Below are 25125 nucleotides of genomic sequence, written 5' to 3' on the forward strand. Positions count from 1 at the left end.
CTGCCACCTTTATAAGATCAACCCCGAGCCCGGATCCCGTCCGACGGGCCACGCGACAAAGGCCCCATACGCCCTGTCACGCCATGCCACAACCCGAGCAACGACATCCGGACGTGCTCGATTCCCTGCGGCATGAAAAGGCCATAAATAACGAGGCGAAACGGCAATTTCACCAATTCGGTCGACTTCCAGCTCCACGGCAGATAGTTCCGCCGGATCAGCGCGACGGCATTCCGGAACATATAGTAATGGCGCAATGCGCTATGGCCCGGATACGCGCGACCGAATATGCGCACCGGTTCGCCACCCAGCGAATGGCGCATGCGCAGCGCGGGAAGGCCGAGCACCGAATAACCTTTGGCTCGCGCCCGCGCGCACCATTCGAGATCCACGAAGTCGATGAACAGCGCATCGTCCATCGGCCCCATCTCGCGCCAGACCGCCAGATTGATGCACGAGCCGGAACTGATGAGGAAATCGACCTCGACGGGAGCCGTTCCCGCCGGCGCGACGCGACGCAGCCTGAAATAGCCGAAGCGCACGAACGGCACGACGCCGCCCAGCCTCGCGTCCTCGTAGGCCGGCCCGACCAGCGCGATGCGCGGATTGGCTTTCAATTCGCGCTCCAGCGAACGCGGCAGCGCATCGAGCAGCACCATGGACGGCTCGCTATCCTGATCGAAAATCATCGCCGACGCGCAGCCGCGCCGGATCAATGCGTCGATGCCCTGATTGATGGCCGTCGCGATACCAAGGTTCCTGCCGTTGCGGACATACTCGATGCGCGCATCGAGCACGCCGGCACTCGGACCGTCCAGTCCTTCGGTGTTGTCTACGACGACGCACGGCCCGATTGCGGCCAGTCTGTTCGCGCGCTCGAAACACGCGCGATCCGGCCGGTAGAAGACAACGACGGTTCCTGTCACGGGCGCCCCGACCGAGGTCACCTGCAATTCAATCACCGAGGCAAAGCCGCAACGCGTGGTCCCAGGCGGGTAGATGCAATCCGAACGTATCGGCCAGCTTTTGATGAGACATCCTCGAATTCGCTGGTCGTGCGGCAGGCACCGGATATTCGCTGGCGCGAATCGGCACCACCTTCGGCGCGCCTGCGGGAAGCGCGATGCCGAAAATCGCTTCGGCAAAACCGTGCCACGAGGTTTCGCCCGCGGCCGTCAGGTGATAGACACCGGAACGGGTTCGCCACCAGTCCGCATCGCGCGAGCCGACGCCTTGCGCGACGATGTGCGTGGTCGCCGCCGCAATCGTGCGGGACCAGGTCGGCGCGCCGACCTGATCGGCCACCACGCGCAGCTCCGGCCGCTCGGCGCCGAGCTTCAGCATCGTCAGCAGGAAGTTCTTGCCGCGACGCCCATACACCCAGCTCGTCCGCAGGATCAGATGCGCGCATCCCGCCGCCGCGATCGCCTGCTCGCCCTCCAGCTTCGTGCGCCCATACACGTTCTGCGGGTTGGTCGCGTCGCCTTCGACGTACGGCGCAGCCTTCGTGCCGTCGAACACGTAGTCGGTCGAATAGTGGATCAACGTCGCGCCGCTGCGCGCCGCCTCCTCGGCCAGCACGCGCGGCGCGTCGGCGTTGATCGCCCGCGCCGCGGCCTCGTCCGTCTCGGCCTTGTCCACCGCGGTGTAGGCAGCCGGGTTGACGATGATCGCCGGCTTGAGTTCGCGCACGATGTCGCGCAGCCGTGCGGGGTCCGCAAGATCGAGCACCGCGCGATCCGCGGCGATCACACGCCCCAGCCCCTGCAGCGAACGCAACAGTTCGAAGCCGACCTGACCGTTCACGCCGGTCACCAGTATCGTGGCCTGTCCGCTCACGATGCCCTCACGCGAAGAGTTCGGCTTCTCCGAGCCGCTTGCCTGCCGCGTCCTTCGCCGCAAGCACGGGCTCGAAATCGATCGGCCATTCAATGCCGATCTCCGGGTCGTTCCATACGATGCTGCGCTCGTGCTCCGGGAACCAGTAGTCAGTCGTCTTGTACAGGAACTGCGCGGACTCCGACAGCACGACGAAGCCGTGCGCGAAACCCGGCGGCACCCACAGTTGCCGGTGATTGTCGGCGGACAGGTGCACGCCGACCCACTTGCCGAAGTTCGGAGAATTCCGGCGGATATCGACCGCGACGTCGAACACCTCGCCTTCGACCGCGCGCACCAGCTTGCCCTGCGCGTGCTCGATCTGATAGTGCAGTCCGCGCAGCACGCCCTTCGCGGAACGCGAGTGGTTGTCCTGCAGGAATTCGACGCCCGGCTCCACCTGCTCCGCGAAATCGCGCGCATTGAAGCTTTCGAAGAAGAAGCCGCGCGCATCGCCGAACACCTTCGGCTCGATGATCTTGACTTCGGGCAGCGCCGTGGCAGTTACCGTGATGGCCATGCAACCTGATCCGTAAGAATGTTCAGCAGATATTTCCCATACGCGTTCTTCGCGAGCGGCGACGCGAGCTTTTCGAGCTGACCCGCATCGATCCAGCGCCGGCGAAAAGCGATTTCCTCGGGACATGCAACGACGAGCCCTTGCCGCTTCTGCAGCGTCGCGATGAACGTCGCCGCGTCGATCAGCGAATCGTGCGTGCCGGTGTCGAGCCATGCATAACCGCGCCCCATGATCTCGACGTTGAGCGTCCCGTCCGCGAGATAACGCGAATTCACGTCGGTGATTTCCAGTTCGCCGCGCGCGGACGGCTCGATGTCGGCCGCGATGTCGCACACGCGGTTGTCGTAGAAGTAGAGGCCCGTCACCGCGTAGTTGGAACGCGGCCGCTCCGGCTTCTCCTCGATCGACAGCGCGCGAAAACCCTTGTCGAACTCCACGACGCCATAGCGTTCCGGATCCTGCACGTGATACGCGAACACCGTCGCGCCGCTCTCTCGCGCATTCGCGCTTTCTAGCTGTTTCGCGAGATCGTGACCGTAGAAGATGTTGTCGCCGAGAATCAGCGCGGACGGATCGTTGCCGACGAACTCGCGGCCGATGATGAACGCCTGCGCGAGACCGTCGGGCGACGGCTGGACCGCATAATGGAAGTTCATTCCCCACTGGCTGCCGTCGCCGAGCATCGATTCGAAGCGCGGCGTGTCCTGCGGCGTCGAGATGACCAGCACTTCGCGAATGCCCGCGACCATCAGCGTGGACAGCGGATAGTAGATCATCGGCTTGTCGTACACCGGCAGCAGCTGCTTCGAGACCGCATGCGTGATCGGATAGAGCCGCGTGCCGGAGCCGCCGGCGAGGATGATGCCTTTGCGCGCCATGTTTTACGCCTTTACGCGCGTTGCGCGTAGTTGGTCTCGACCCACTTGCGGTAATCGCCCGACGCCACTTCGTCGACCCACTGCTGGTTGTCCAGATACCACTGCACGGTCTTCGCGAGGCCGGTCTCGAACGTTTCGGCGGGTTTCCAGCCGAGTTCGCGTTCGAGCTTGCGCGCGTCGATCGCGTAGCGCCGGTCATGACCCGGCCGATCCTTCACGTAGGTGATCTGGTCGCGATAGGAGCCGGCCGCCTTCGGCCGCAATCCGTCGAGCAGATCGCACAGCGTATGCACGACATCGAGATTCTTCTTCTCGTTCCAGCCGCCGACGTTGTACGTGTCGCCGCTCGTGCCGCGCGCGAGCACTTCGCGGATCGCGCTGCAATGATCGCCGACGTACAGCCAGTCGCGCACGTTCTGACCGTCGCCGTACACGGGCAACGGCTTGCCGCCGAGCGCGTTCGCGATCATCAGCGGGATCAGCTTCTCGGGGAACTGGTACGGGCCGTAGTTGTTCGAGCAGTTCGTCGTCAGCGTCGGCAGGCCATAGGTGTGGTGATACGCGCGCACCAGATGGTCGGAGCCGGCCTTCGTCGCCGAATAAGGACTGTTCGGCGCATACGGCGTGATTTCGGAGAACTGGGGATCGGCGGCCGACAGCGAGCCGAACACCTCGTCGGTCGACACGTGCAGGAAGCGGAACGCGGCCTTTTCTTCGGCGCCGAGCGCGCTCCAGAACTGGCGCGCGGCTTCGAGCAGCGTGAACGTGCCGACCACGTTGGTCTGCACGAAATCGGCAGGCCCGTGAATCGAGCGGTCGACGTGGCTTTCGGCCGCGAAATGCAGGACGGCGCGCGGCCGATGCGTCGCGAACAGTTCGTCCAGCGCCACGCGGTCGCAGATGTCCACACGCGCGAACACGTGTTTCGGATTGCCATGCAGCGAGCGTAACGTGCCGAGGTTGCCCGCGTACGTGAGCTTGTCCACGTTCAGGACCGACTCGTCGGATTGCCGCAACCAGTCAAGCACAAAGTTGGCGCCGATGAAGCCCGCGCCGCCCGTTACCAGGATCATGGATTTCCTTTAACAAAATCGGGAGTGAGCCCCGCACGAAGTTGTCTGGCCGGATCGTCGAGAATGAGAAGAATATTGACCGACGAGGCCGTGGGTTCGTCCACGCCGAATGCTCCGGCGCCGTTTTCGAATGGGCTAATTATACGGCGAGCCTGTCCGAAAGCTACACCGCTAACATCTTGAAACAGCTTGACAAATCTGCGGTAGCGCACATTACGCAAGCGAAAACCCGACGCCCATGCATGCCCGCGACGGGTTCGCGCAACCGCCCGGAGAGCGGGCATGTGTTACCGTCACGGCAATGCTGCCGCACTGCAACCTCCGCACTGCAATCTCGTTACACCCGATGACTTCCAACCTGAATTATCCCGTGCCACTCGCTTTCGGCGACCTGCAAGGTTGCCGCACTCCGTTTCGTGAACTGCTGGCGAAAGCCGCTCCCGCCGAAGACACGCCGCTATGGTTCGCCGGCGACCTGATCAATCGCGGCCCCGACTCGCTCGCCACGCTGCGCGACGTGATCGCGCTCGGCGATCGCGCAGTCGCGGTGCTCGGCAATCACGACCTGCATCTGCTGTCGGTATCCGCCGGCATCCGCAAGTCGAAGAAAGGCGACACGATCGACGACATCCTGTCCGCGCCGGACGTCGACGACCTGCTGCACTGGGTCCGCCACCGGCCGATCGCCCACTTCGACAACGGCATGCTGCTCGTGCACGCGGGTGTGCTGCCGCAGTGGGACGTCGCGTTGACGCTCGAACTCGCACACGATCTGGAAAAGGCGCTGCGCAGCGACAACTGGAAAGAAACGCTCGCCGGACTCTACGGCAACGAGCCGAATCGCTGGTCGAAGGACCTCAAAGGCATCGAGCGGCTACGCATCACGTGCAGCGCGCTGACGCGGATGCGTTTCTGCAATCGCGACGGTCTGATGGATTTCAGCGCGAGCGGCGGACTCGATTCAGCGCCGCCCGGCTTCATGCCGTGGTTCGACGTGCCGGGCCGCAAGACCCGCGACGTCACCGTCGTATTCGGGCACTGGGCCGCATTGGGCCTCACGCTGCGCGACAACCTGATCGGCCTCGACTCCGGCTGCGTCTGGGGCAACCAGCTGTCGGCCGTGCGACTGGCGGCGAGCGCCGATCAGCGCGTCGTCACGCAGGTGCAATGCACTAGCTGTCGCGCGGTCAGCGAATAGCCCGCTACGCACGGATCAGCGCTTGCGGTACACGTGCGCCGTCGCTTTCATCCCTTTCGGAAACACGCGGCGCACCACCGCACGCGCGGCGGCGTCGGCCTGCAGCACGACGTCGCGCACCGGCTGCTCCGGGCGACCACGGAACGACGTCGGATGAAAGTAATCGTCGTCGCCGGCCGGATGATCTGAAAAGTAGTAGTTCGATACGCAGCAGCGCGCTTCGCCGCTGACGTTCTTCGACACCGAATGCCACGAATGCTGGTTCGTGACCATCACCGCAAGGCGGTTGAAGCGGCTGACGATCGTGGCCGGTTCCGCCTTCGTGCCGTCCGGCCACACTTCGAGGTTCGCGCCGTTTTCCAGCCGCCAGCCGGGCGACACGTAATAGAGCAGGTTCAGCACGCGATAGCGCGCGCGATCCTTGTCGTGCGAGTTGTCGAGATGCGGGTTCAGGAAGTGGCCGGGTCCCATCATCGATATGCCGCCCGCGTACAGATGCTCGTCCGGATAAAGCGAGCGCAGCCCGGTGGCTTCCTTGACCCGCTCGACAACCTCGGGCATCTGAAAACCGAAGATGATCTCTTCGAGAATCGGCGCGTGAGCGTTCATCTGCGCCGACACGTACTTCAGTTCGCGCAGGCTCCGGCGCAACATCATTTGCGACGGGTCCGGAAACGCGGCGCGAATCTCCATCGCCAAATCGTCGGGCAACAGGTCGTCGACAAAGAAATAGGGAATCGGCGCCGTCGATGCCCATTGCTCGCGCAGGCGGGCAAACTCCGCTTCGAGACGTCGCGCGATCAGTGCGCCGAATACGTTGCGATCCATGATAGAGAGCGACTCCGTCGTTGATGCCGGCTCCGGCGCACGCGCAATTCCGGACGACGACAGGCGATACGGGCAGTGAGCGCGGCTTCCGGCGAGGCGGCTGCCGCGCTAGTGCAATTGTGCGACGGTGCGCCCGATCTCGCTCGCCGCATCCCCCGCTTCCCCCCGCATCCCCTCCAGCGCCCCCCTCACCGTCTCCTCCGCCCGCGCCGCGAGACTCCGCCGGTCCGCGCCAGGCTCCAGCGCCTCGCCGACATAAACGTGCGCGGTGATCGGCCCGGCCCTCAGCAGCGCGTCGAGCGACTGTCCGAGCGAAATGTCGTCGATATAAGCGGGCGCCACCGACTGCCGCCCGAGCGCGTCCTCGTACATCAGGCAGATCGGCTGCACCGGCTTGCCGGCCGACACCGCCGCCTGGAACATGTTCGAGTGGAACGGCTTCAGCGCGAGCCCGTCCGACGTCGTGCCTTCCGGGAACACGCACATCAGCTCGCCGCGTTCGAGCCGCGCGGCCAGTTCGTGCATGATGCGCTTCGCGTCGCTGCGCTTCTCGCGCTCGATGAACACGGTGTCCAGTTGATGCGCGAGATAACCGACCACCGGCCACTGCCGGATCTCCGCCTTCGACACGAACGGCGTCGGTCGCCACGCGTTGATCACGTAGATGTCGATCCACGACACGTGATTGCTGACGACGAGCGCGCCCGCGTCGAGCCGCGCGCCGTCGTTGTGCACGACGAGGTTCAGCCCGCACAGCCGCAGCATCTTCAGCGACCACGCGCGGTTCAGTTCCATGCGCTGCTGGGGGGTCGCGCGCGGAAAGCGCACGGCGACGGTCACCACGCCGCGCATCAGATGCGTAAGGAGCCGGAGCTTGCGAATGAGCAGAATCATGATCGGATAGGCAAAAACCGCGTGACTACTTCGCCGCCGCGCGCGGGCGTCAGCGCCGCTCGAACGCGACGCGTCCGGCCACGAGCGTATGGTGCACGACGGCCGGCAGTTCGTAGCCGAGGAACGGCGTATTGTGCCCCTGGCTCTTCAGCGCGCGCGGCTCGACGCGCCAGTGCGCGCGCGGATCGAACACGCACAGGTCCGCGACCGCGCCCGGCGCGATGCGCCCGGCAGGCAGCTTCAGCACGTCGGCCGGCGCGGACGTCACGCGCGCGAGCGCCTTCGCGAGCGGCAGACCCGCCTCGTCGGCCCACTTCGTCGTCAGCGACAGGAACAGTTCGAGCCCGGTCGAACCCGGCGTCGCCTCGCCGAACGGCAGCAGCTTTTCGTCGTCGTCGACCGGCGTGTGGTCGGAGCAGATCGCGTCGATCGTGCCGTCCGCGAGGCCCGCGCGGATCGCGTCGCGATCGCGCTGCTGGCGCAGCGGCGGATCGAGCCGGAACTGCGCGTCGAAGTAGCCGATGTCGTTGTCGATCAGATGCACGTGGTTCGCGGTCACGTCGCACGTAACAGGCAGCCGTTCGGCCTTCGCCGCGCGCATCAGCTCGACGCCGGCCGCCGACGACAGATGCGCGATGTGCACGCGCGCGCCGGTCACGCGCACGAGTTCGAACAGCGTGTGCAGCGCGATCGTCTCCGCGCTGACCGGCACGCCGGACAGCCCGAGCCGCGACGCGACCGCGCCGCTCGCGGCGACGCCCTTCGCGAGATACGCATCCTGCGGCCGCAGCCATGCGACGTAGCCATACGTGCTCGCGTACTGCAGCGCGCGCAGCATCACCTGGGTGTCGACGATCGGCACGTCCGCCTGCGCGAACGCGACGCAACCGGCCTCGGTCAACTCGACCATCTCGGTGATGACCTGCCCCTTCAGCCCGACGGTCAGCGCGCCGAGCGGGTACACGTGCGCCTGGTCGAGATTGCGCGCGCGGAACTTCAGCATCTCGACGAGACCGGGTTCGTCGAGCACCGGGTCGGTGTCCGGCAGGCACACGAGGCTCGTGACGCCGCCGGCCACCGCCGCGGCCATCTCCGATTCGAGCGTCGCCTTGTGCTCGTAACCCGGCTCGCGCAGCCGCGCGCTCAGGTCGACGAGGCCCGGCGCGACGACGAGCCCGGTCGCGTCGATCGTCTTCGCGGCCTGGAAGCCGTCCGGCGCGCGGCCGAGCGCGACAATCTTGCCCGCCGCGACGTACACGTCCTGCTGCTGTTCGGTGCCGCTCGCCGGGTCGATCAGCGTGCCGCCGTGGATATGAATCTTCATGCGCTGCCTTTGTGGTTCGCTGCTTAAACGCTCACTACGCTCGTTACGTTCGATGCCGGCTCAGTCGCTGTTGCCGGCGACGATGCCCATCACCGCCATCCGCACCGCGATCCCGAAGGTCACCTGGTTCAGGATCACCGACTGCGGGCCGTCCGCGACCTGCGAGTCGATCTCGACGCCGCGGTTCATCGGCCCCGGGTGCATCACGATCGCATCGGGCTTCGCGAGCGCGAGCCGCTCCGGCGTGAGGCCCCAGCTCTTGAAATACTCCTGCGCGGACGGCAGCAGCGCGCCGCTCATCCGCTCGTTCTGGAGCCGGAGCATGATGATCACGTCGACGTCCTTCAGCCCTTCGTCGAGGTTGTGGAACACGCGCACGCCCATCTGTTCGAGGCCGCCCGGCAGCAGCGTGCGCGGGCCGATCGCGCGCACTTCCGGCACGCCGAGCGTGGTCAGCGCGTGGATGTCCGAGCGCGCGACGCGCGAGTGCAGGATGTCGCCGACGATCGCGACGCGCAGGTTCGTGAAGTCGCGCTTGTAATGGCGGATCGTGTACATGTCGAGCAGCCCCTGCGTCGGGTGCGCGTGCCGACCGTCGCCAGCGTTGATCACGTGCACGTGCGGCGCGCAGTGCTGCGCGATCAGGTACGGCGCGCCGCTCGACGCGTGGCGCACGACGAACATGTCCGCGTGCATCGCCGACAGGTTGCCGATCGTGTCGAGCAGCGATTCGCCCTTGCTCGTCGACGACGCGTTGATGTTCAGGTTCAGCACGTCGGCCGACAGCCGCGTCGCGGCGATCTCGAACGTGGTGCGGGTGCGCGTCGAGTTCTCGAAGAACAGGTTGAACACGGACTTGCCGCGCAGCAGCGGCACCTTCTTCACCTCGCGGTCCGTCACGCTGACGAACTGCGCGGCGGTGTCGAGGATGTGCGTGACGATCGCGCGCGGCAGGCCCTCGATCGTCAGCAGGTGCTTCAGTTCGCCGTTCTTCGTGAGCTGCGGATTGCCCTTCAGGAAGCCGTAGCGGAATGGCCCGGCAGCCGTGTCCGGAGTGGGCTGAGTGTTCATCGGTCGGTGTTCATCGCTGGAAGTTCGTCCGTCAGGACCGGATTCGGGTAGTACGGGGGGCGCGTGCGGCGCGGCGTCGGGCTCGGTGTGGTGACGTGGTCACGCGTCCTGCGGCTCGACGTGGAACGCGAAGCGGTCGTCGTCGCCGTGTGCGAGCACGAGCGTCGCGCCGCGCGGCACGTCGACGACGCCGCCGACGAAGCGCGCGGCGACCGGCAGTTCGCGTCCGCCGCGATCGGCGAGCACCGCGAGTTCGACCGACGCGGGCCGGCCGTAGTCGTACAGCTCGTTCAACGCGGCGCGCACGGTGCGGCCGGTGTACAGCACGTCGTCGACGAGCACGATGCGGCTGCCGTTCACGTCGAACGGCAGCGACGTCGGGCTCGCCTGCGTATGCAAACCTTTCTTCGCGTAGTCGTCGCGATGCAGCGCGACGTTCACGACGCCCCACTCGCTCGCGCCGAGGTCGCGCGCGAGCCGGCCGGCGAGCCATGCGCCGCCGCTGTAAATCCCGGCGAGCGCGACGCCGCCGGCGCGGCCGAACGCGTCGCCGTGCGCGGCGCGCAGTTGTTCGAGGACGGCGCGATACAGCGCCTCGGCGTCGGGGACGGCGGGAACGTCGGTCAGGTTGCTCATGTCGGCGAATCGGAAAGTTCGTCCAGATACTGCTGAAGGATCACGCACGCGGCTTCGGCGTCGAGCTGGTCCAGGTCCTCGCCGCGCTCGCGCAGCCGCGCCTCGGCGTCGACCGACGAATAACGTTCGTCGACCCAGGTCACAGGCAGGTTGAAGCGGCCGTTAAGCTGGTTGCCGAAGCGTTTCGCGTGCTGCGTCATCGCGTGAGGCGCGCCGTCCGGATGCGTCGGCAGACCGACGATCAGATGGTCCGGCTGCCACTCGCGCAGCAGCGCGGCGATCGCATCGAAACGGTAGTCGCGGCTGCGGTTGGGAATCACGGTCAGCGGCCGCGCGCTGCGCGTGAGCGCGTTGCCGAGCGCGACGCCGATGCGTCTTTCGCCGTAGTCGAACGCGAGCAGCGTCGCCTCACGCCCGGCGGCGACGCTCATGCGTGACCCGCTTCGCCCGACAGCATCGTCGACGAGATGCCGAGCAGCGCGAGCGCCGCCTCGAAGCGTTCCTCGGCGGGCACCTCGAACACGATCTTCGGGTCGGCCTCGACGGTGAGCCAGCCGTTCTTCGAGATTTCGTCTTCCAGTTGGCCGGCGCCCCAGCCCGCGTGACCGAGCGTCAGCAGGAAGCGTTCGGGGCCGTTGCCGTTCGCGACGGCTTCGAGCACGTCCTTCGACGTGGTCATTTCGAGGCCGCCGGGCACCGACATCGACGACGTGTAGCTCGTGCCCTCCGCGGCCGCGTGCAGCACGAAGCCGCGCTCGGTCTGCACCGGGCCGCCGAAATAGACGGGCACGTGCATCAGCGGTTCGATTTCGAGCTTGAGGTCGATGCGGCTGAAGAGCGCCTGCAGGTCGATGTCGGTCGGACGATTGATAACGAGACCGAGCGCGCCGCGCTCGCTGTGATCGCACAGGTACACCACCGTCCCTGAAAACGTGGGGTCCGCCATGTTCGGCATGGCGATCAGGAACTGGTTGGTCAGGTTGATGCGATCGTTACTCTTGGACATGGTTCGAATTCTAGCAAAGACGATGCGGAATGGCGGCGGCGTGACGGCACCGGAACGGGCCGGCAAGGCGGACGTCGCTGACGCCGCGGCAGCGCGCGGCCGTGGCCGGCCGTGCGTTCCGCTGCACCCCCGTGCAGCGCGGGAAATGCGCTCACTCTAACACGCGACCGTGGGTGCCTCGCGGTGTGCGAAAGGAGTCCGGCACGCTGCGCCCGCGCAAGACCGATACCCGCTCCGGCGCTGCGTCGGGCGAGCGTGAACGGAGGCGGGAAAAGGCACGGGACGAGAGGACGGTCGGAATGCGCGGCCTCGTCCGCGCGAACGGCGGCGAAGTCTCCGTTCAGCGCGCGCCGGCGTGGCCGGCTGGGTGGCCGGCTGAGAGGCCGACTGGGTGACCGATTGCACGGCCGAGCGCGTCGACGGCGGCGGTCACGTCCGGCTGGGCGACGCCCGCCGCCACCTTCAGCAGCGTCGCGCGCAATGCTTCGCCCGCGTGTTCGAGCGACGCGGCATCCGGCTCGACGAACGCGGGTGTGGCCGCGGACGCGCTCGCGGACGACGCCGCGCCGGCCGCCGCATGCGCGACGCGCCGCCATGCGAGCCCGAGCGCGTCGGCCAGCAGCGCGACGTGGCCGAGGCCGAGCGCCCATGCGTTCGCGCCGAGCCGGTACGCGGCGTCCGCCTTCAGCAGCGCGGCGCTCGCCCGCTCCGGCGTGCCGGCTTCGCCGGGCGTTTCGTTCAGCGCGGCCATCGACGCATCCGCGGTCTGCAGGAAATCCTCATACGCGTTCGCATTGACCGCGAGCGCGCCGAGTTCGCGCGTCGGCGCAACCCGCGATGCAACCTGATCCGCTTCCATCGAGCCGGCTTCCCACAGCGCGTCGGAATCCTGCGAGCCCGCGACGTGCCACTCGACGGTGAGCCCGTAGTCGCGCAGCAGTTCGACGTCGGCGGTGTCGTCGGCCGACGCGCCGAACAGCGCGTAGTCGCGCCAAAGCAGGGCAAGCGTCGAGCGCACCAGCGATTGCGGCGCAACCCGCAGCCCGCGTGCGTGATCCGCGAGCGCGAGATTGCAGCGTGCATAGAAGCGCCGCGCTTCGGTTTCGCCCGACGTCTGCGCGCCGCGCCGAAGCGCGCGGCCGCACGCGGCCGCAAGGCGCCAGAAATCGTATGGGTCGGGACCGGCTAGGTCGGTCAGGCACGCGTCCATTTCGCCGAACGCGGCATCGGCCCACGCGGCCGCCGCGCGGCTGCCGTTGTCCTGCGCTCTCAACGCAGGCAGCAGCGCCGCCTCGAAACGCGCGCGCAGTTGCGCGAGACGCTGTCCCGGCTGCGGACGCAGTTGCGCGGGCGGCACCGGCCGCCCGGCCAGCGCGACGTCCTCGAACGCCAGCGCGAATCCCGGCGCATGCGGCGCGAGCACCTCGCACAGCGCCTGCTGATGTGCGAACAGCGTCGGCGAGCATGCGATCTCGCTCAGGCTGTGGCGGTCGAGCGCGGCGCTCAGGTCGTGCAACGCGGCGACGAAACGCGTGCGCGCATCACCGGCGTGGTCGCGATCAGGCGCGGTGGCAGCATCCGCCGCGTGTGCGCCGGCCGATGCGCGAGCCGGCGCTCCGGCCTGCGAAGGCGCGGCGCCCGCGACCGCGAGCGGCGACGCGATCAGCAGCGTGTCCGCGAAACGCGCGGCCGCGAACCAGCCGGCGTCGTGCAGCGCATGCACCGCGTGCTGCAGCGGCGTCGCCACGTCGCCGTGCTGTTCGAGCGCGCGCGCGGCCTCGGCGAGCGCCGACTGCGCGGCCGGCACATGGCCGCCGCGCGGATTGGGCAACGCTTCGAGACTGGATGCTGACGTAAGGCGAACGGTCATGGGCGATGACGAAAACGATTGCGGAGCGGGGATCGCCGAACCGCCTTCGCGCGGCACGGGCAGCGCGAAGGCGGCGCGGTCACTGCATCGCGCAGCGGCCCGCAACAACACGGGTGACGGACTTTCCTGCGGCCCGGAACCGGCGCAGGACAGCGTTCATCGCACGAGACTCGCGGCAACGCCGCGCGCCGGCGCGCGAAGCCTCAGATCTGGACCATCTCGAAGTCTTCCTTGCGCGCGCCGCACTCGGGACACGTCCAGTTGATCGGCACGTCCTCCCAGCGGGTGCCGGGCGCAATACCTTCTTCGGGCAAACCGGCTTCTTCGTCGTAGATCCAGCCACAGATCAGGCACATCCAGCTTCTGTATTCCATTCTTATGCCGCGTCGAAAAGTCCAGGTAATCGGGGAAATCGGAGCCATGATGGTACCGTGTTGCCGTTCCGGTGCCTAGCAAACTGCGACGACGCAGCCCGCGCCGCGCAAGCCGGCGGGTTCGCGCGAATACCCGTCGCGCGGACCGGCTTTCATGCACGGCCGCGCCGATAAAGCCGCATAATTGAGAACTCGCCGCGCACCCGCGCGTCGCACCGCGATACCTACTCATGGCCGCCACGTTCATGTCCAGCGACACCCCTCCCATCGTCCTCACCTTCGGCCTGTCCGACCCGACCGGCGGCGGCGGCCTGCAAGCCGACCTGCTGACGCTCGCGAGCATGGGCTGCCACGGCGTCAGCGTGCTCACCGGCTACACGGTGCGCGACTCGGCAGGCTGCGAAGAGGTCACCGGCCTCGATCCGGACACGGTCGCGACCCAGGCGCGGATGCTGCTGGAAGACATGCCGATCGCCGCGTTCAAGGTCGGCGCGGCGGCGCGCGCGGAAGTGGTCAGCGCGATCGCCGAAGTGGTCGCCGACTACGACGACATCCCGCTGATCCTCGTGCCGGACTTCACGCTCGACGACGAGCACGTGCTCGCCGCGGACGAGTTGCGCGAGACGATCGCCGACCTGCTCGCGCCGCAGACGACGCTGCTCGTCGCGGACGCATCGACGCTGCTCGCGCTCGCGCAGCCGGACGGCGACGCGGAAGCGCCGAGCATCGACGCGGCGATCTCGCATCTGCTGTCGCAAGGGTGCGAATACGTGCTGTCCACCGAGACCGGCACGCATCGCATCGTGAACACGCTGTTCAGCGAGGACGGCCAGTTGCGCCAGGACCTGTGGGATCGCGCGATGCAGCCGATGATGGGCCTGGCCGACACGCTCGGCGCGGCGATCGCGGCGTTGCTCGCGAACGGCCAGGAGCCGGCCGAGGCGGTGCGCGAAGCGCAGGAGTACGTGTATCAGGCGGTGCGCAACGCGTTCCGTCCGGGCATGGGCGCGTGGCTGCCGGACCGCTTTTTCTGGGCGCGCAGCAACGACGACGACACGCCGGCCGGCGACAAGAAGGGCGCACCGTCCGGCGAGGCGAGGCACTGACGTCGCGCTGACTACGCCGCGCCGCCCCAGGCACCAAAGAAAAAACCCGCATCGCTGCGGGTTTTTTCTTGGCGGGAACGCGTCTCGCGACGCGTTCCCTGCACTTCGATGCAATAGAGGCGCGAGCCGCTATTACATGTCCATGCCCATGCCGCCCATGCCGCCGGGCATGCCGCCCGCCATCGGAGCATCTTCCTTCGGCAGTTCGGCAACCGCTGCGTCCGTCGTCAGCAGCAGGCCGGCGACCGATGCCGCGTTTTGCAGCGCGGTGCGCGTGACCTTCGTCGGATCGACGACGCCGGCTTCAACCAGGTCGCCGTACTCGCCGGTCGCCGCGTTGTAGCCGTAGTTGCCGGTGCCGGCCGCGACTGCCGCGACTACGACGCTGGCTTCTTCGCCGCCGTTCGTCACGATCTGGCGCAGCGGCTCTTCCATCGCGCGCAGCACGATCTTGATGCCTGCGTCCTGGTCGGCGTTGTCGCCCTTCACGCTGGCGATCGCCAGACGCGCGCGGATCAGCGCGACGCCGCCGCCCGGCACGATGCCTTCTTCAACGGCTGCGCGCGTGGCGTGCAGCGCGTCTTCGACGCGTGCCTTCTTTTCCTTCATTTCGACTTCGGTCGCGGCACCGACCTTGATCACCGCAACGCCGCCCGCCAGCTTCGCGACACGTTCCTGCAGCTTTTCGCGGTCGTAGTCCGACGTCGCTTCTTCGATCTGCGTGCGGATCTGCTTCACGCGCGCTTCGATGCTCGCCGCTTCGCCGGCGCCGTCGATGATCGTCGTGTTTTCCTTGCCCACTTCGATGCGCTTGGCTTGACCCAGTTCTTGCAGCGTCGCCTTTTCGAGCGTCAGGCCGGTTTCTTCCGCGATCACCTGGCCGCCGGTCAGGATCGCGATGTCTTCCAGCATCGCCTTGCGACGGTCGCCGAAGCCCGGCGCCTTCACGGCAACGGTCTTCAGGATGCCGCGGATGTTGTTGACGACCAGCGTCGCGAGCGCTTCGCCTTCGACGTCTTCAGCGATGATCAGCAGCGGACGGCCAGCCTTCGCGACCTGCTCCAGCACCGGCAGCAGATCACGGATGTTCGACACCTTCTTGTCGTGCAGCAGCACGAACGGGTTTTCGAGGACGGCGACCTGCTTGTCCGGGTTGTTGATGAAGTACGGCGACAGGTAGCCGCGGTCGAACTGCATGCCCTCGACCACGTCCAGCTCGTCCGACAGCGACTTGCCGTCTTCGACGGTGATCACGCCTTCCTTGCCGACCTTGTCCATCGCTTCAGCGATGCGATCGCCGATCGACGAGTCGCTGTTCGCCGAGATCGAGCCGACCTGCGCGATTTCCTTGTTCGTCGTGCACGGCTTGCTGATCTTGCGCAGTTCTTCGATCGCGGCCGTCACGGCCTTGTCGATGCCGCGCTTCAGGTCCATCGGGTTCATGCCCGATGCGACGTACTTCATGCCTTCGCGGACGATCGACTGGGCGAGCACCGTCGCCGTCGTCGTGCCGTCGCCGGCGTTGTCGCTGGTCTTGGACGCGACTTCCTTGACCATCTGCGCGCCCATGTTCTGGAGCTTGTCCTTCAGCTCGATTTCCTTCGCGACCGACACACCGTCCTTCGTGACGGTCGGGCCGCCGAAGCTGCGCTCCAGCACCACGTTGCGGCCCTTCGGACCCAGCGTGACCTTCACTGCGTTGGCGAGAATGTTCACGCCTTCGACCATCTTGGCACGAGCGGAATCGCCGAATACGACGTCTTTAGCTGCCATCTTCTAACTCCTTGAATTCTTTGGGATAGGTAGCGATGCGAACTTACTTGTTCACCACGGCCATGATGTCTTCTTCGCGCATCACGAGCAGTTCCTGCCCGTCGACCTTGACGGTCTGGCCGGCATACTTGCCGAACAGCACGCGGTCGCCGACCTTCACGTCGAGCACGATGTGCGCGCCCTTGTCGTCGCGCTTGCCCGGGCCGATGGCCAGCACTTCACCCTGGTCCGGCTTTTCTGCGGCCGCATCCGGGATCACGATGCCCGAGGCGGTCTTGGTTTCCTGATCGAGGCGCTTGACGATCACGCGGTCATGCAAAGGACGAAGGTTCATGGATAGATCCTCTCTCTTGATTGGGACTTGAAGGACACTCAAGAAAACCCGCCTCGGAGAACCCGGGCGGGAAATGTTGTTAGCACTCTCGTGCGGTGAGTGCTAATTATATGGAGGGGCAGTGACAAATTCAAGAACGGGGGTGGGAGAAGCTGGTGAAGAGCGGCAGACCGGCAACCGCAGCGAAATTGACGCGATCTTGCAGGAAACGGCCGGGATCGCGACAGAGTTGCGGATGATGAGGCCAGGTCGCGGACGCTCCATAGCGTAAACCCCTATCAAGACTTCGCATGCTCCCGACAACGAGGCTCGGCGAATGTACCGCATACGCGGCGCAAACCGAAAGGGAAATGTAGCCTTTCCAGGTTCGTTCACGGCCCTCGCGGGTTTGCTGCAACAGGCGCTTAAAAAGCCCGCAGGCCCGGCACGCCTCGTGAGCGCGCCGGGCCTGCGGGACCCATCATGCCTGGATGCGAAGCGCTGCGCGGACCGGCCGATCCGCGCCGCGCTTCATGGCATCGTTCAGAACCGGTGGCGCAGACCCACTGCGGCGGCAACCTGGTTCTGGCCGGTCGACGGCGTCAGCGTGTTGATCATCGCGACGTTCGCGCCGGCGTTGCCCAGTTCGCCCGACGCATGCTGATACACGCCTTCGACGTACACGTCGGTGCGGCGCGACAGCGAGTAGTCCGCCTTCAGCGAAACCGTGTGCCACTTCGGATCGCCGGTGCCGTTCGAGCCCTTCACCTTGCCGTCCGTGTACGTGTACGCGGCGTCGAGAGCCAGCGCCGGCGTCAGCGCGTAGCGGCCGTTCAGTTCGAAGTTGTCGAGGTGCAGGTTCGTGCCGGTCGGGATCACGAACGCGTCGCCGCCCTGCGAGCCGCCGAGCAGGTTTTCATACTGCGTGTGCGTCCACACGAAACCGACCGTCGCCGGACCGTATGCGTAGTTGACGCCCGCGCCGAACGTGCGCTGCGTTTCGGCCGTCAGGTTGAAGTTGTTGCCCTGACCCGAGGACACCGCGCCGCCCGCGTTCGCGGAGGTCGGCGAATTGTTCAGTTGCAGGTAGGCGGCAGCGAAGTTCAGCGGGCCGTTGCCGTACGATGCGCCGACGCTCCATGCGCGGTTATTCGAGAACTGGCCGGCGTCGTTGCTGAAGCCGTACAGGCCGCCGAACTTGAAGCCCGCGTAGTTCGCGCTCTGGAACTTGACCGCGTTCTTGACCGAGAACGAGTGGTCGAGGTTGTCGTTGTCGAACGGATGGGCGGCCAGGTTGTTGCCGTACGTGTTGCCGACGGCGGCGATCGGCGCGAGGTAGTCGACGACGGAGTCGTATTGACGGCCGAGCGTCACGGCGCCGAAGCGGTCGCTTTGCAGGCCGACGAACGCCTGGCGGTTGAACATCGTGCTGCTCTCGGCGAACTTGCCGTTGTTCAGGTCGAAGCCGTTTTCCAACGTGAAGATCGCGTGCAGGCCGGCGCCGAGGTCTTCGCTGCCGCGCAGGCCGAAGTACGTATCGGAGACCGAGCCGCTGCCTTGCTGCCAGTTGCTGTGGCCGCCGGCGTTGTTTGCGTAGACGATGCCCGCGTCGAGCGAGCCGTACAGCGTGACGCTGCTTTGTGCGTGAGCCGAGGCGGCGAATGCGCCGAGAACGCCGGCGATAATCAGAGTTTTCTTCATGACTTTCCCATTTGACATGCAAACCGCCCGGAATGGCTTCACTCGTTGAAACCGCTCCGGCAGTTCCGGGCGAAGTCTACGTGGCACGCGAATGAATGGCCGTTGATCCGGCCTGGAACAGACATTTGTGAAATCTGGAAATATCGCGGACAGGCGGGGTTAATTATCTGTATATAAAGCGATATCGTGTCGCAGTCCGGAAGGCCGCGCGGCGCGACGCTGTTGCCTGTACGCCACGTAGCCGTTCATTGCGAGAATTTGATTGTTGTCAGGAATAGATTGATTTGACGAAACTTCACGTGCTACGCTCCGCCGCCCTGAAGAATTCCAGACAGATTTCACCAGACGGATGGAATGATTTGCCATTGCGGATGATGCCATTTTTTATTTCTTTAAATGAATAGAATATTCAGGCTCGACAGCCATTAATCAACAATCGCAGAATTCGTTTCCATTCGAAGGTCCGGTCAAAAAAATGGGCCGCGTAATTCACATGGCGCTGCGATCCTGCTCCGTCGCTCCTCCACGCCAGTCATACAGACGGGTCATCCGGCCGAGTCGTTCTCCGTCAGATTAATCTGATAACATCGTCCGGCATCTTACGGTTCGCTCGTAACGTGGCACGGGAGAGTTGGATTAACGCGATGAAAATCTGGCAACGACGCACCCCGATCGAACAGCCCCAGCCCGAACAGCCGAAGCCATTCGACAGCGCCGCTTACTGGTCCGGGCGTTACCGCGCGGGCGGCAATTCCGGCGCTGGCTCATATGGCCGACTGGCCGAGTTCAAGGCGGAAATCCTCAATGCCTTCGTCGAAGAACACCACGTCGATTCGGTCATCGAATTCGGCTGTGGCGATGGCGCCCAGCTCAGGCTGGCGCGTTATCCGTCGTATCTGGGCTTCGACGTAGCCGAAGAAAGCGTCGCGCTTTGCCGCAACGCAATCGGAGAAAACGAGACGCGCGCGTTCCGCCATGCCGGGCAGTACCGGCACGAACGGGCCGATCTGACCTTGTCGCTCGACGTCATCTTTCATCTGATCGAGGATGACGTGTTCCACGAATACATGCGCCGCCTGTTCTTCTCGGCCGGACGCTACGTCATCATCTATTCGTCGAACTACGACGGCGACTGGCCCGCGGAACACGTCAAGCATCGCAAATTCACCGACTGGGTAGAGCAATACCACGCCAACTTCCAGTTGATCCGGCACATCCCGAACCGGTATCCCCTCGTCGACGATCCGCAGAACGAGTCCTTTGCGGACTTCTATATCTTCGAGAAGCGCCCTTCCCGAAGACACTCGTTGCCCGGACATCTAGTCGTATCGCTCACCTCGTACGAAAAGCGCTTTCCGACGCTCGAACTGACGCTTCGCCGCATCCTGCAGCAGAGCGTCACGCCCGACGAAACCGTGCTGTGGATTTCGGCGAAGGACAGCGAGCATCTTCCGGACGGCGTTGTCCAGTTGCAGCGCAACGGACTCTCGATCCAGATTACGAGCGACATCGGCTCGTACAAGAAGATCATTCCGGCGCTAAAACGCTATCCAGACAGTTTTATCCTGACGCTGGACGACGACCAGATCTATCCGCTCGACGTGATCGAGCCGCTGGTCGCCTGCTACCGCTCGCCCTCGGAAATCCTGTGCCGGCGCGCGCACCGGATCAGGTTCGATGCCGACGGAAAACCGCTGCCATACATGCAGTGGCAGCACGAATACCAGGACGACGAGGAGAGTCCCGACTTGTTCGCGACCGGCGTTTGTGGTGTTCTATATCCGCCGAAGTCGCTGGCTCCCCAGGTGCTCGACGACGAACAGTTCAAACGCCTCGCGCCGCGCGCCGACGATATATGGTTGTTCTGGATGGGGCGACTGGCGGGCAGCAAGGTGCGCCGCGTCGGGCGTCACTGGCAGAATGTCATGTGGCCGGGCGCGGAAGCGTCATCGCTGATGCATTACAACTGGAACGGCGGCAACGACGCGCAGATTGCCGCGATGATCATGCAGTACGGCTTCCCTCCGACGACTTGATCCGGTCCGAAAGCCAATCGGCGTAACACCCCTGTCGTAGACGCGGTGCCGGCCGCATCGGTTCGGCCCACGTTCCAGCGCGGCAGGCAACGGCCTCGCTTGCGGTTTCCATGCGCCCTCGTGCGGATCGTCAAGCCATGCCTGGACGCTGCTCCGCGCACGTCCAGCATGCACAGGCGTCAGGCACGAATCTGGCGCTGGGTCGACCAGCAACCCCACATCGAGAACTCCGCACTCACTGAAAACCCATGCCATTTCCCCGACGCTCAGAAGGACGTCTCGCACAACTCGCAGCACTGGGCGTGGATCTGCGCCCGCTCTTGCGTCGGATCCGCGACCGGATCACGGCTCCCCTCGTACAGCAGTTGTCGGATGAAGCCGAGGCACGCCGGCAGGCCATCGATTCGCTTGCCGCGACGCTCAATGCCGAGATCGACGAGCGTTTGCGGCAGTCTGCGCAGTTGCGGCAGGCGATCACCGACGAAACCGAGGCCCGGCAGACAGAAGATCAGCGTCTGCGCGCCGACGCCGAATCGCGCTATGCCGACAAAGCAGCGGTGGCCGAAGCACTCGCCGCGGAAGCCGGCGCACGGGAAGGCGCGATCGCAGCCCATGTGCAGTCGATGGATGCCCGCCTCGCGCACGAGGGGCAATTAGTGGCCCGCGAAGGTCGGCTGGTGGACGGACTGCTGGCAAGCATGCTCGATTCGCTGCTCGCGAATGCGCTGCCGCACTATGCGCCTTCGTCGTCCGCGCCGCGGGTCAGCGTCATCATGCCGGTCCGCGACCGGGCCGGGCCGGTGCGCCGCGCGCTGGCCAGCCTTCAGTCGCAGACCATGCGGGATTGGGAAGCGGTGGTCGTATCCGACGGCTCCACTGACGGCACGGTCGCGACGGTCGAAACACTTGCCGCATCCGATCCGCGCATCAAGCTGCTGCAATTGCCCGCGTCGGGTGTCTGCGCCGCCCGCAATCATGGCCTCGCGCATGCACGCGGGGACATCGTCGCATACCTGGATTCGGACAACCGCGCGTTCCCCGACTACCTCGCGGAAGTCGTGTCCGCATTCGATGCGTCCGCAGCGACGCATTGCGTCTATGCCGCGCTCGTCAGCGACGGCCCGTACGTCGACGGCAAGCGGATTCTGTGTCGCGAATGGAACCGCGACATGCTGCTCGCCGCCAACTTCATCGACCTGAATGTCTTCTCCCATCGGAGAAGCGTGTACGAACGCCTCGGCGGATTCGACGAAGGGCTCACGCGGCTCGTGGACTGGGATCTCGTGCTGCGCTATACCGAAGACCGGCCGCCGACCCGGCTGCTGATCGCGGGAGTCAGCTACAACACGCGCGGCGAAGACCGCGTGTCGCGGCGCGCCGATATCGGCCGCAACCGCTTCCTGATCCAGCGAAAGTGGCTTCCCCGCGCGAGCGTCAATCCTCGCGTGCTCTATGCGATCCAGCCCGGACCCGAACTCGACTGGGCCTGCCTGTGGACCGAGGTCCGCGCGGCGCTGCGTGCAGGAGTCAAGGTCGAGGTCTGGCTCGCGCAAGACGTCGCCCCATCCCTGCTCCCCGACGTGCCGCTACATCGCGGCGCTCTCGATGCGGCCATCGAACGATCGACGCCCGACCTGATACACGTCCATCGCATCGGCGCGCTCCCCGCCACACTGAACGTCGCGAATACGCGCGGCATCGCCGTCACCGTTCGTGCAGACAGCAGCGAAGGGGCTCAGGACGTGAGTGCGGTGACAGACCCGGCCTCGCAGGTCGCACGCGCAGACCTGTACCCGTACCAAGCCGTGACGGTGCCGCCGTGTCCGTGGGTGCACATGACGCACGCCGTATTCGACACCGAACTGTTCGTCCCGCCGGGCGACGGCAGCCTCGCGAAAGACCGTCGCACGATACTGCATGCGGTCACCGCCGCGTCGGCCGAACAGATCGAACTGCTCGTCGAAGCGGCGCGTCGCCTCCCCGAACACCGGTTCGTGCTTGCCGTAGCCGCCGGGCAAAAAGACCCGCTCGACGCCAGGCTCGCACAGATCGCAGGCAGCCATGCGGCGATCGAAGTCCATCCGATCCAGTCGCAAGCCGAACTGGCGAGCCTGATGGCGCAGGCGGGCATCTATCTGCATCTGCCCGATCGCGGAGAACCCCCGGAGAATTCGACGCTCGGCATGCCGACGCCGATTGCGGCGGCCATGGCGTGCGGCGCCATTCCGGTCGTGCCGGGCGATCCCGCGCTGATCGAGTACGTCGACAAGACCGGCACCGCCTATGCGAACGTCGACGAACTGGCGGCGCGCATCATAGAAACGCAATCGTGGGACGATCAAACGTGGCATGCGCGCTTCATCGCCGCGATCGATCGCGCGTTCGAGCACTACGCGGACGACATCACGCTCCACCCGCTGTTCGAAACGTGGCGGGCGCTGGCCGCCCAGCGTTCGGGGAGCGCCGAAGCGGCAGGATGATACGCACGAAACCAGGAACCGGCCTGCGGCTGCCGCAAATCGATTCCGGCCGGGTAATAAGCACGCCCCTGTTCGACGTCGCTCATTACCCGGCTGAATTCCGCGTTCGCAGGCACGACGGCCATCAGGCCGTCACCCCCGCCGTCCTGACCCCCACCCCCGCGTCCCCAAACACCCGCTCCCCCGCCGCCGCCCGCGCAATCACCCGGTCCGGTTCGTCGACCGGAATCCCCTGCGCGTCGTACCACGCGTCGTCGTAATACGTGCTCCGATACCGCTCGCCGCTGTCGCACAGCAGCCCGACGATCGCCCCCGCCTCGCCGGCCGCCTTCATCCGTTCCGCCAGATACAGCATCCCGACGAAGTTGGTCCCGGTCGACCCCCCGACGCGCCGCCCGAGCCGTTCCGCCAGATAGCGCATCGCCGCGAACGACAGCGCGTCCGGCACCTTCGCCATCGCGTCGATGCAGGTCGGGATGAACGAACTCTCGACGCGCGGCCGCCCGATCCCTTCGATCCGCGAACCGACGCCGAGCGTCATCCCGCGGTCCGGCCGCCCGTCGAGCACGCTCGCGTAGTAGTCGAAGAACACCGAGTTCTCCGGGTCGGCGCACAGCACGCGCGTCGTATGCCGGCGATACGCGACATACCGCCCGAGCGTCGCGATCGTGCCGCCGGTGCCGCCGCTCGATACGATCCACGCGGGCACCGGATGCTCCTCGTCGGCCATCTGCCTGAAGATCGACTCGGCGATGTTGTTGTTCGCGCGCCAGTCGGTCGCGCGCTCCGCGTACGTGAACTGGTCCATGAAATGGCCGCCCGACTCCGTCGCGATCCGGTGCGACTCGGTGTAGATGTCGGCCGGATTCGCGACCAGGTGGCAGCGCCCGCCGTAGAACCCGATCGCGTCGATCTTCGCGCGCGACGTGCTCGCCGGAATCACCGCGACGAACGGCAGCCCGAGCAGCCGCGCGAAATACGCTTCCGAGATCGCGGTCGATCCGCTCGACGCCTCGACCACCGTGCTGCCCTCGTGCAGCCAGCCGTTGCACAACGCGTAGAGGAACAGCGAGCGCGCGAGCCGGTGCTTGAGGCTGCCGGTCGGATGGCTCGATTCGTCCTTCAGATAGAAGCGCAGCGCTGGATAACCGGGCAGGTCGAGCGGTATCAGGTGGGTGTCGGCGGAACGGTTGAAGTCGGCGTCGATCTTGCGGATCGCATCGCGCGTCCAGGCGGAATGGGGCATCGGCATCCTTGCAGTAACGATGACGGACACGCGGAAACCGGCGGCCCCCGCGTTGAACGGACGTCATCTTACACTCGGCGACACGATCGTCAGTATTTCGACGTTGAAGCGGAAAATCTGCGGCGCGGCGCGTGTGCCGCGCCCGCTCAGCCGGCCGCGAAACGCACGCCTTCGAGCCGCTGCGCGCCGAGCTTGCAGACTTCCGCGCGGCAGCGGTACACGTGCCGCGACGCGAGCGCGGCGGCTTCGTCGCAGTGGCCGCCGCGGATCGCGGCGAGCAGCGCCGCGTGTTCGTCGTAGGTGTCGCCGACACGGTCGCCGTAGATGAAGCCGAGCCGGTGCACGACGTGGATGCGGTCGGTCACGCGCCGCAGCGCGGCGGACACTTCCTCGTTGCCGGCCGCATCGACGAGCGCGAGATGGAACGCTTCGTCGTGCTCCGCGACGCGCCGGCCGTCGGTCATCCGCTGCGCGGGCGGCACGTTCCACAGCGCATCGAGCGCGTCGAGCGTCTCGACGACGTCCGGCAGGCGTCGCGCGTAGCGGTCGCAGACACGGCGGATCGCGAACGTCTCGATCAGTTCGCGCATTTCGTACAGGTCGTCGAAACGGCTGAAGTCGATCGGCGCGACCTCCCAGCCGCCGCGCACGTAGCCGCGCATCAATCCGTCGCCCTGCAGCCGCTGCAGCGCCTCGCGCGCGGGCGTGCGCGACACCTCGAAGCGCGACGCGATGCCGGTCTCGGTCAGCCGGTCGCCGGGCAACAGGCGCAGTTCGAAGATGTCCTCGCGCAGCCGCGCGTAGACGAAGTCGGCGCGCGACACGCCGTCCGGCGCGCCTCGCAGCGGCATGGCGGCAGCGCCGCCGCTGTCGACGCGCGGCTCGGCGTCGTCCGGATGGGATAGGGACTTGTCTCGCAT

Annotated in this window: 23 protein-coding genes; 4 read left to right on the forward strand and 19 right to left on the reverse strand. The window is 66.0% G+C overall.

The annotated features are described in order from the left end of the window. Positions 1-17: 17 nt before the first annotated feature. From BLV92_RS14460 to rfbB, 5 genes are read right to left on the reverse strand one after another with little or no spacing between them, the layout of a single operon-like run. Positions 18-962 (reverse strand): glycosyltransferase family 2 protein, encoded by a 945-nt coding sequence (locus tag BLV92_RS14460; protein WP_167627059.1) that lies wholly within the window; start codon positions 960-962, stop codon positions 18-20. Then, positions 955-1839 (reverse strand): dTDP-4-dehydrorhamnose reductase, encoded by an 885-nt coding sequence (rfbD, locus tag BLV92_RS14465; protein WP_090545969.1) that lies wholly within the window; start codon positions 1837-1839, stop codon positions 955-957. The genes BLV92_RS14460 and rfbD overlap by 8 nt, the downstream gene beginning before the upstream one ends. A gap of 7 nt (positions 1840-1846) precedes the next feature. Next, on the reverse strand, positions 1847-2398 hold the full coding sequence (gene rfbC, locus BLV92_RS14470) for a dTDP-4-dehydrorhamnose 3,5-epimerase (protein ID WP_090545971.1): 552 nt from the start codon (positions 2396-2398) through the stop codon (positions 1847-1849). Continuing rightward, positions 2383-3276, reverse strand: a complete 894-nt coding sequence (gene rfbA / locus BLV92_RS14475) for a glucose-1-phosphate thymidylyltransferase RfbA (RefSeq protein ID WP_090545973.1) — start codon at positions 3274-3276, stop codon at positions 2383-2385. Before rfbA ends, rfbC begins: the two co-directional genes overlap by 16 nt. 11 nt (positions 3277-3287) lie before the next feature. After that, the gene (gene rfbB, locus BLV92_RS14480; protein ID WP_090545975.1) at positions 3288-4349 is read right to left on the reverse strand and encodes a dTDP-glucose 4,6-dehydratase; all 1062 of its coding nucleotides are present in this window, start codon (positions 4347-4349) and stop codon (positions 3288-3290) included. Between the two features lie 346 nt (positions 4350-4695). Here rfbB and BLV92_RS14485 point away from each other — a divergent pair, with 346 nt between their 5' ends. Continuing rightward, entirely contained in the window at positions 4696-5547 is an 852-nt protein-coding gene (locus BLV92_RS14485) for a symmetrical bis(5'-nucleosyl)-tetraphosphatase (RefSeq protein WP_090545976.1), read from the forward strand. A gap of 15 nt (positions 5548-5562) precedes the next feature. Here BLV92_RS14485 and BLV92_RS14490 read toward each other — a convergent pair whose 3' ends face one another. From BLV92_RS14490 to BLV92_RS14530, 9 genes are all read right to left on the reverse strand, one after another. Further along, entirely contained in the window at positions 5563-6375 is an 813-nt protein-coding gene (locus tag BLV92_RS14490) for a 2OG-Fe(II) oxygenase (RefSeq protein WP_090545978.1), read from the reverse strand. Positions 6376-6483: 108 nt separating this feature from the next. Beyond that, positions 6484-7269, reverse strand: coding sequence for a lysophospholipid acyltransferase family protein (locus BLV92_RS14495; protein WP_090545979.1), 786 nt, complete (start codon positions 7267-7269; stop codon positions 6484-6486). Between the two features lie 49 nt (positions 7270-7318). Beyond that, entirely contained in the window at positions 7319-8593 is a 1275-nt protein-coding gene (locus tag BLV92_RS14500) for a dihydroorotase (RefSeq protein WP_090545981.1), read from the reverse strand. Positions 8594-8653: 60 nt separating this feature from the next. Then, positions 8654-9664, reverse strand: a complete 1011-nt coding sequence (locus BLV92_RS14505; protein WP_090545982.1) for an aspartate carbamoyltransferase catalytic subunit — start codon at positions 9662-9664, stop codon at positions 8654-8656. A 99-nt stretch (positions 9665-9763) separates the two neighbouring features. Beyond that, on the reverse strand, positions 9764-10300 hold the full coding sequence (pyrR, locus tag BLV92_RS14510; protein WP_090545985.1) for a bifunctional pyr operon transcriptional regulator/uracil phosphoribosyltransferase PyrR: 537 nt from the start codon (positions 10298-10300) through the stop codon (positions 9764-9766). Next, positions 10297-10731: a Holliday junction resolvase RuvX gene (gene ruvX, locus BLV92_RS14515; protein WP_090545987.1), complete on the reverse strand. Its 435-nt coding sequence runs from the start codon at positions 10729-10731 to the stop codon at positions 10297-10299. The genes pyrR and ruvX overlap by 4 nt, the downstream gene beginning before the upstream one ends. Beyond that, on the reverse strand, positions 10728-11306 hold the full coding sequence (locus BLV92_RS14520; RefSeq protein WP_090545988.1) for a YqgE/AlgH family protein: 579 nt from the start codon (positions 11304-11306) through the stop codon (positions 10728-10730). The genes ruvX and BLV92_RS14520 overlap by 4 nt, the downstream gene beginning before the upstream one ends. Positions 11307-11646: 340 nt before the next feature. Beyond that, complete coding sequence (locus BLV92_RS14525) at positions 11647-13176, reverse strand: hypothetical protein (protein ID WP_090545990.1); 1530 nt, start codon at positions 13174-13176, stop codon at positions 11647-11649. A gap of 203 nt (positions 13177-13379) precedes the next feature. Then, a complete protein-coding gene (locus BLV92_RS14530; protein WP_025527884.1) occupies positions 13380-13550 on the reverse strand; it encodes a rubredoxin in 171 nt (56 codons plus the stop codon). A 245-nt stretch (positions 13551-13795) separates the two neighbouring features. Between BLV92_RS14530 and thiD the strand changes: the two genes are divergently transcribed. After that, on the forward strand, positions 13796-14656 hold the full coding sequence (gene thiD, locus BLV92_RS14535) for a bifunctional hydroxymethylpyrimidine kinase/phosphomethylpyrimidine kinase (RefSeq protein WP_090547102.1): 861 nt from the start codon (positions 13796-13798) through the stop codon (positions 14654-14656). A 132-nt stretch (positions 14657-14788) separates the two neighbouring features. On the opposite strand, the gene groL is transcribed toward thiD, so the two are convergent. From groL to BLV92_RS14550, 3 genes are all read right to left on the reverse strand, one after another. Then, positions 14789-16429 (reverse strand): chaperonin GroEL, encoded by a 1641-nt coding sequence (groL, locus tag BLV92_RS14540; RefSeq protein ID WP_090545991.1) that lies wholly within the window; start codon positions 16427-16429, stop codon positions 14789-14791. 43 nt (positions 16430-16472) lie between these two features. After that, positions 16473-16763 (reverse strand): co-chaperone GroES, encoded by a 291-nt coding sequence (groES, locus tag BLV92_RS14545; RefSeq protein WP_090545993.1) that lies wholly within the window; start codon positions 16761-16763, stop codon positions 16473-16475. Positions 16764-17285: 522 nt separating this feature from the next. Continuing rightward, positions 17286-18443, reverse strand: coding sequence for a porin (locus tag BLV92_RS14550; RefSeq protein WP_090545995.1), 1158 nt, complete (start codon positions 18441-18443; stop codon positions 17286-17288). Between the two features lie 644 nt (positions 18444-19087). Between BLV92_RS14550 and BLV92_RS32345 the strand changes: the two genes are divergently transcribed. Beyond that, a complete protein-coding gene (locus BLV92_RS32345; RefSeq protein WP_177197955.1) occupies positions 19088-20479 on the forward strand; it encodes a class I SAM-dependent methyltransferase in 1392 nt (463 codons plus the stop codon). Positions 20480-20781: 302 nt separating this feature from the next. Further along, positions 20782-22959: a glycosyltransferase gene (locus BLV92_RS14560; RefSeq protein ID WP_167627061.1), complete on the forward strand. Its 2178-nt coding sequence runs from the start codon at positions 20782-20784 to the stop codon at positions 22957-22959. 124 nt (positions 22960-23083) lie between these two features. On the opposite strand, the gene BLV92_RS14565 is transcribed toward BLV92_RS14560, so the two are convergent. Together BLV92_RS14565 and BLV92_RS14570 are read right to left on the reverse strand one after the other, a co-directional pair. Continuing rightward, entirely contained in the window at positions 23084-24205 is a 1122-nt protein-coding gene (locus BLV92_RS14565) for a PLP-dependent cysteine synthase family protein (protein WP_090545999.1), read from the reverse strand. Positions 24206-24351: 146 nt separating this feature from the next. Beyond that, positions 24352-25056 carry a GntR family transcriptional regulator gene (locus BLV92_RS14570; RefSeq protein WP_090547103.1) on the reverse strand — a complete coding sequence of 235 codons (705 nt, stop codon included), beginning with the start codon at positions 25054-25056 and terminating at the stop codon, positions 24352-24354. Between the last annotated feature and the right edge of the window lie 69 nt (positions 25057-25125).

It is taken from the genome of Paraburkholderia caballeronis (genome assembly GCF_900104845.1).
Taxonomy (GTDB): domain Bacteria; phylum Pseudomonadota; class Gammaproteobacteria; order Burkholderiales; family Burkholderiaceae; genus Paraburkholderia; species Paraburkholderia caballeronis.

What these genes read in the sequence shown, in the direction of transcription:
- rfbA (WP_090545973.1), bottom strand. Translation starts at nt 3,276, where the DNA reads ATGGCGCGCAAAGGCATCATCCTCGCCGGCGGCTCCGGCACGCGGCTC.
- ruvX (WP_090545987.1), bottom strand. Translation starts at nt 10,731, where the DNA reads ATGAGCGTCGCCGCCGGGCGTGAGGCGACGCTGCTCGCGTTCGACTAC.
- rfbC (WP_090545971.1), bottom strand. Translation starts at nt 2,398, where the DNA reads ATGGCCATCACGGTAACTGCCACGGCGCTGCCCGAAGTCAAGATCATC.
- BLV92_RS14565 (WP_090545999.1), bottom strand. Translation starts at nt 24,205, where the DNA reads ATGCCCCATTCCGCCTGGACGCGCGATGCGATCCGCAAGATCGACGCC.
- groL (WP_090545991.1), bottom strand. Translation starts at nt 16,429, where the DNA reads ATGGCAGCTAAAGACGTCGTATTCGGCGATTCCGCTCGTGCCAAGATG.
- BLV92_RS14500 (WP_090545981.1), bottom strand. Translation starts at nt 8,593, where the DNA reads ATGAAGATTCATATCCACGGCGGCACGCTGATCGACCCGGCGAGCGGC.
- BLV92_RS14485 (WP_090545976.1), top strand. Translation starts at nt 4,696, where the DNA reads ATGACTTCCAACCTGAATTATCCCGTGCCACTCGCTTTCGGCGACCTG.
- BLV92_RS14550 (WP_090545995.1), bottom strand. Translation starts at nt 18,443, where the DNA reads ATGAAGAAAACTCTGATTATCGCCGGCGTTCTCGGCGCATTCGCCGCC.
- BLV92_RS14495 (WP_090545979.1), bottom strand. Translation starts at nt 7,269, where the DNA reads ATGATTCTGCTCATTCGCAAGCTCCGGCTCCTTACGCATCTGATGCGC.
- BLV92_RS14490 (WP_090545978.1), bottom strand. Translation starts at nt 6,375, where the DNA reads ATGGATCGCAACGTATTCGGCGCACTGATCGCGCGACGTCTCGAAGCG.
- BLV92_RS14525 (WP_090545990.1), bottom strand. Translation starts at nt 13,176, where the DNA reads ATGACCGTTCGCCTTACGTCAGCATCCAGTCTCGAAGCGTTGCCCAAT.
- BLV92_RS32345 (WP_177197955.1), top strand. Translation starts at nt 19,088, where the DNA reads ATGAAAATCTGGCAACGACGCACCCCGATCGAACAGCCCCAGCCCGAA.
- BLV92_RS14520 (WP_090545988.1), bottom strand. Translation starts at nt 11,306, where the DNA reads ATGTCCAAGAGTAACGATCGCATCAACCTGACCAACCAGTTCCTGATC.
- BLV92_RS14530 (WP_025527884.1), bottom strand. Translation starts at nt 13,550, where the DNA reads ATGGAATACAGAAGCTGGATGTGCCTGATCTGTGGCTGGATCTACGAC.
- pyrR (WP_090545985.1), bottom strand. Translation starts at nt 10,300, where the DNA reads ATGAGCAACCTGACCGACGTTCCCGCCGTCCCCGACGCCGAGGCGCTG.
- rfbB (WP_090545975.1), bottom strand. Translation starts at nt 4,349, where the DNA reads ATGATCCTGGTAACGGGCGGCGCGGGCTTCATCGGCGCCAACTTTGTG.
- BLV92_RS14505 (WP_090545982.1), bottom strand. Translation starts at nt 9,664, where the DNA reads ATGAACACTCAGCCCACTCCGGACACGGCTGCCGGGCCATTCCGCTAC.
- BLV92_RS14570 (WP_090547103.1), bottom strand. Translation starts at nt 25,056, where the DNA reads ATGCCGCTGCGAGGCGCGCCGGACGGCGTGTCGCGCGCCGACTTCGTC.
- thiD (WP_090547102.1), top strand. Translation starts at nt 13,796, where the DNA reads ATGTCCAGCGACACCCCTCCCATCGTCCTCACCTTCGGCCTGTCCGAC.
- groES (WP_090545993.1), bottom strand. Translation starts at nt 16,763, where the DNA reads ATGAACCTTCGTCCTTTGCATGACCGCGTGATCGTCAAGCGCCTCGAT.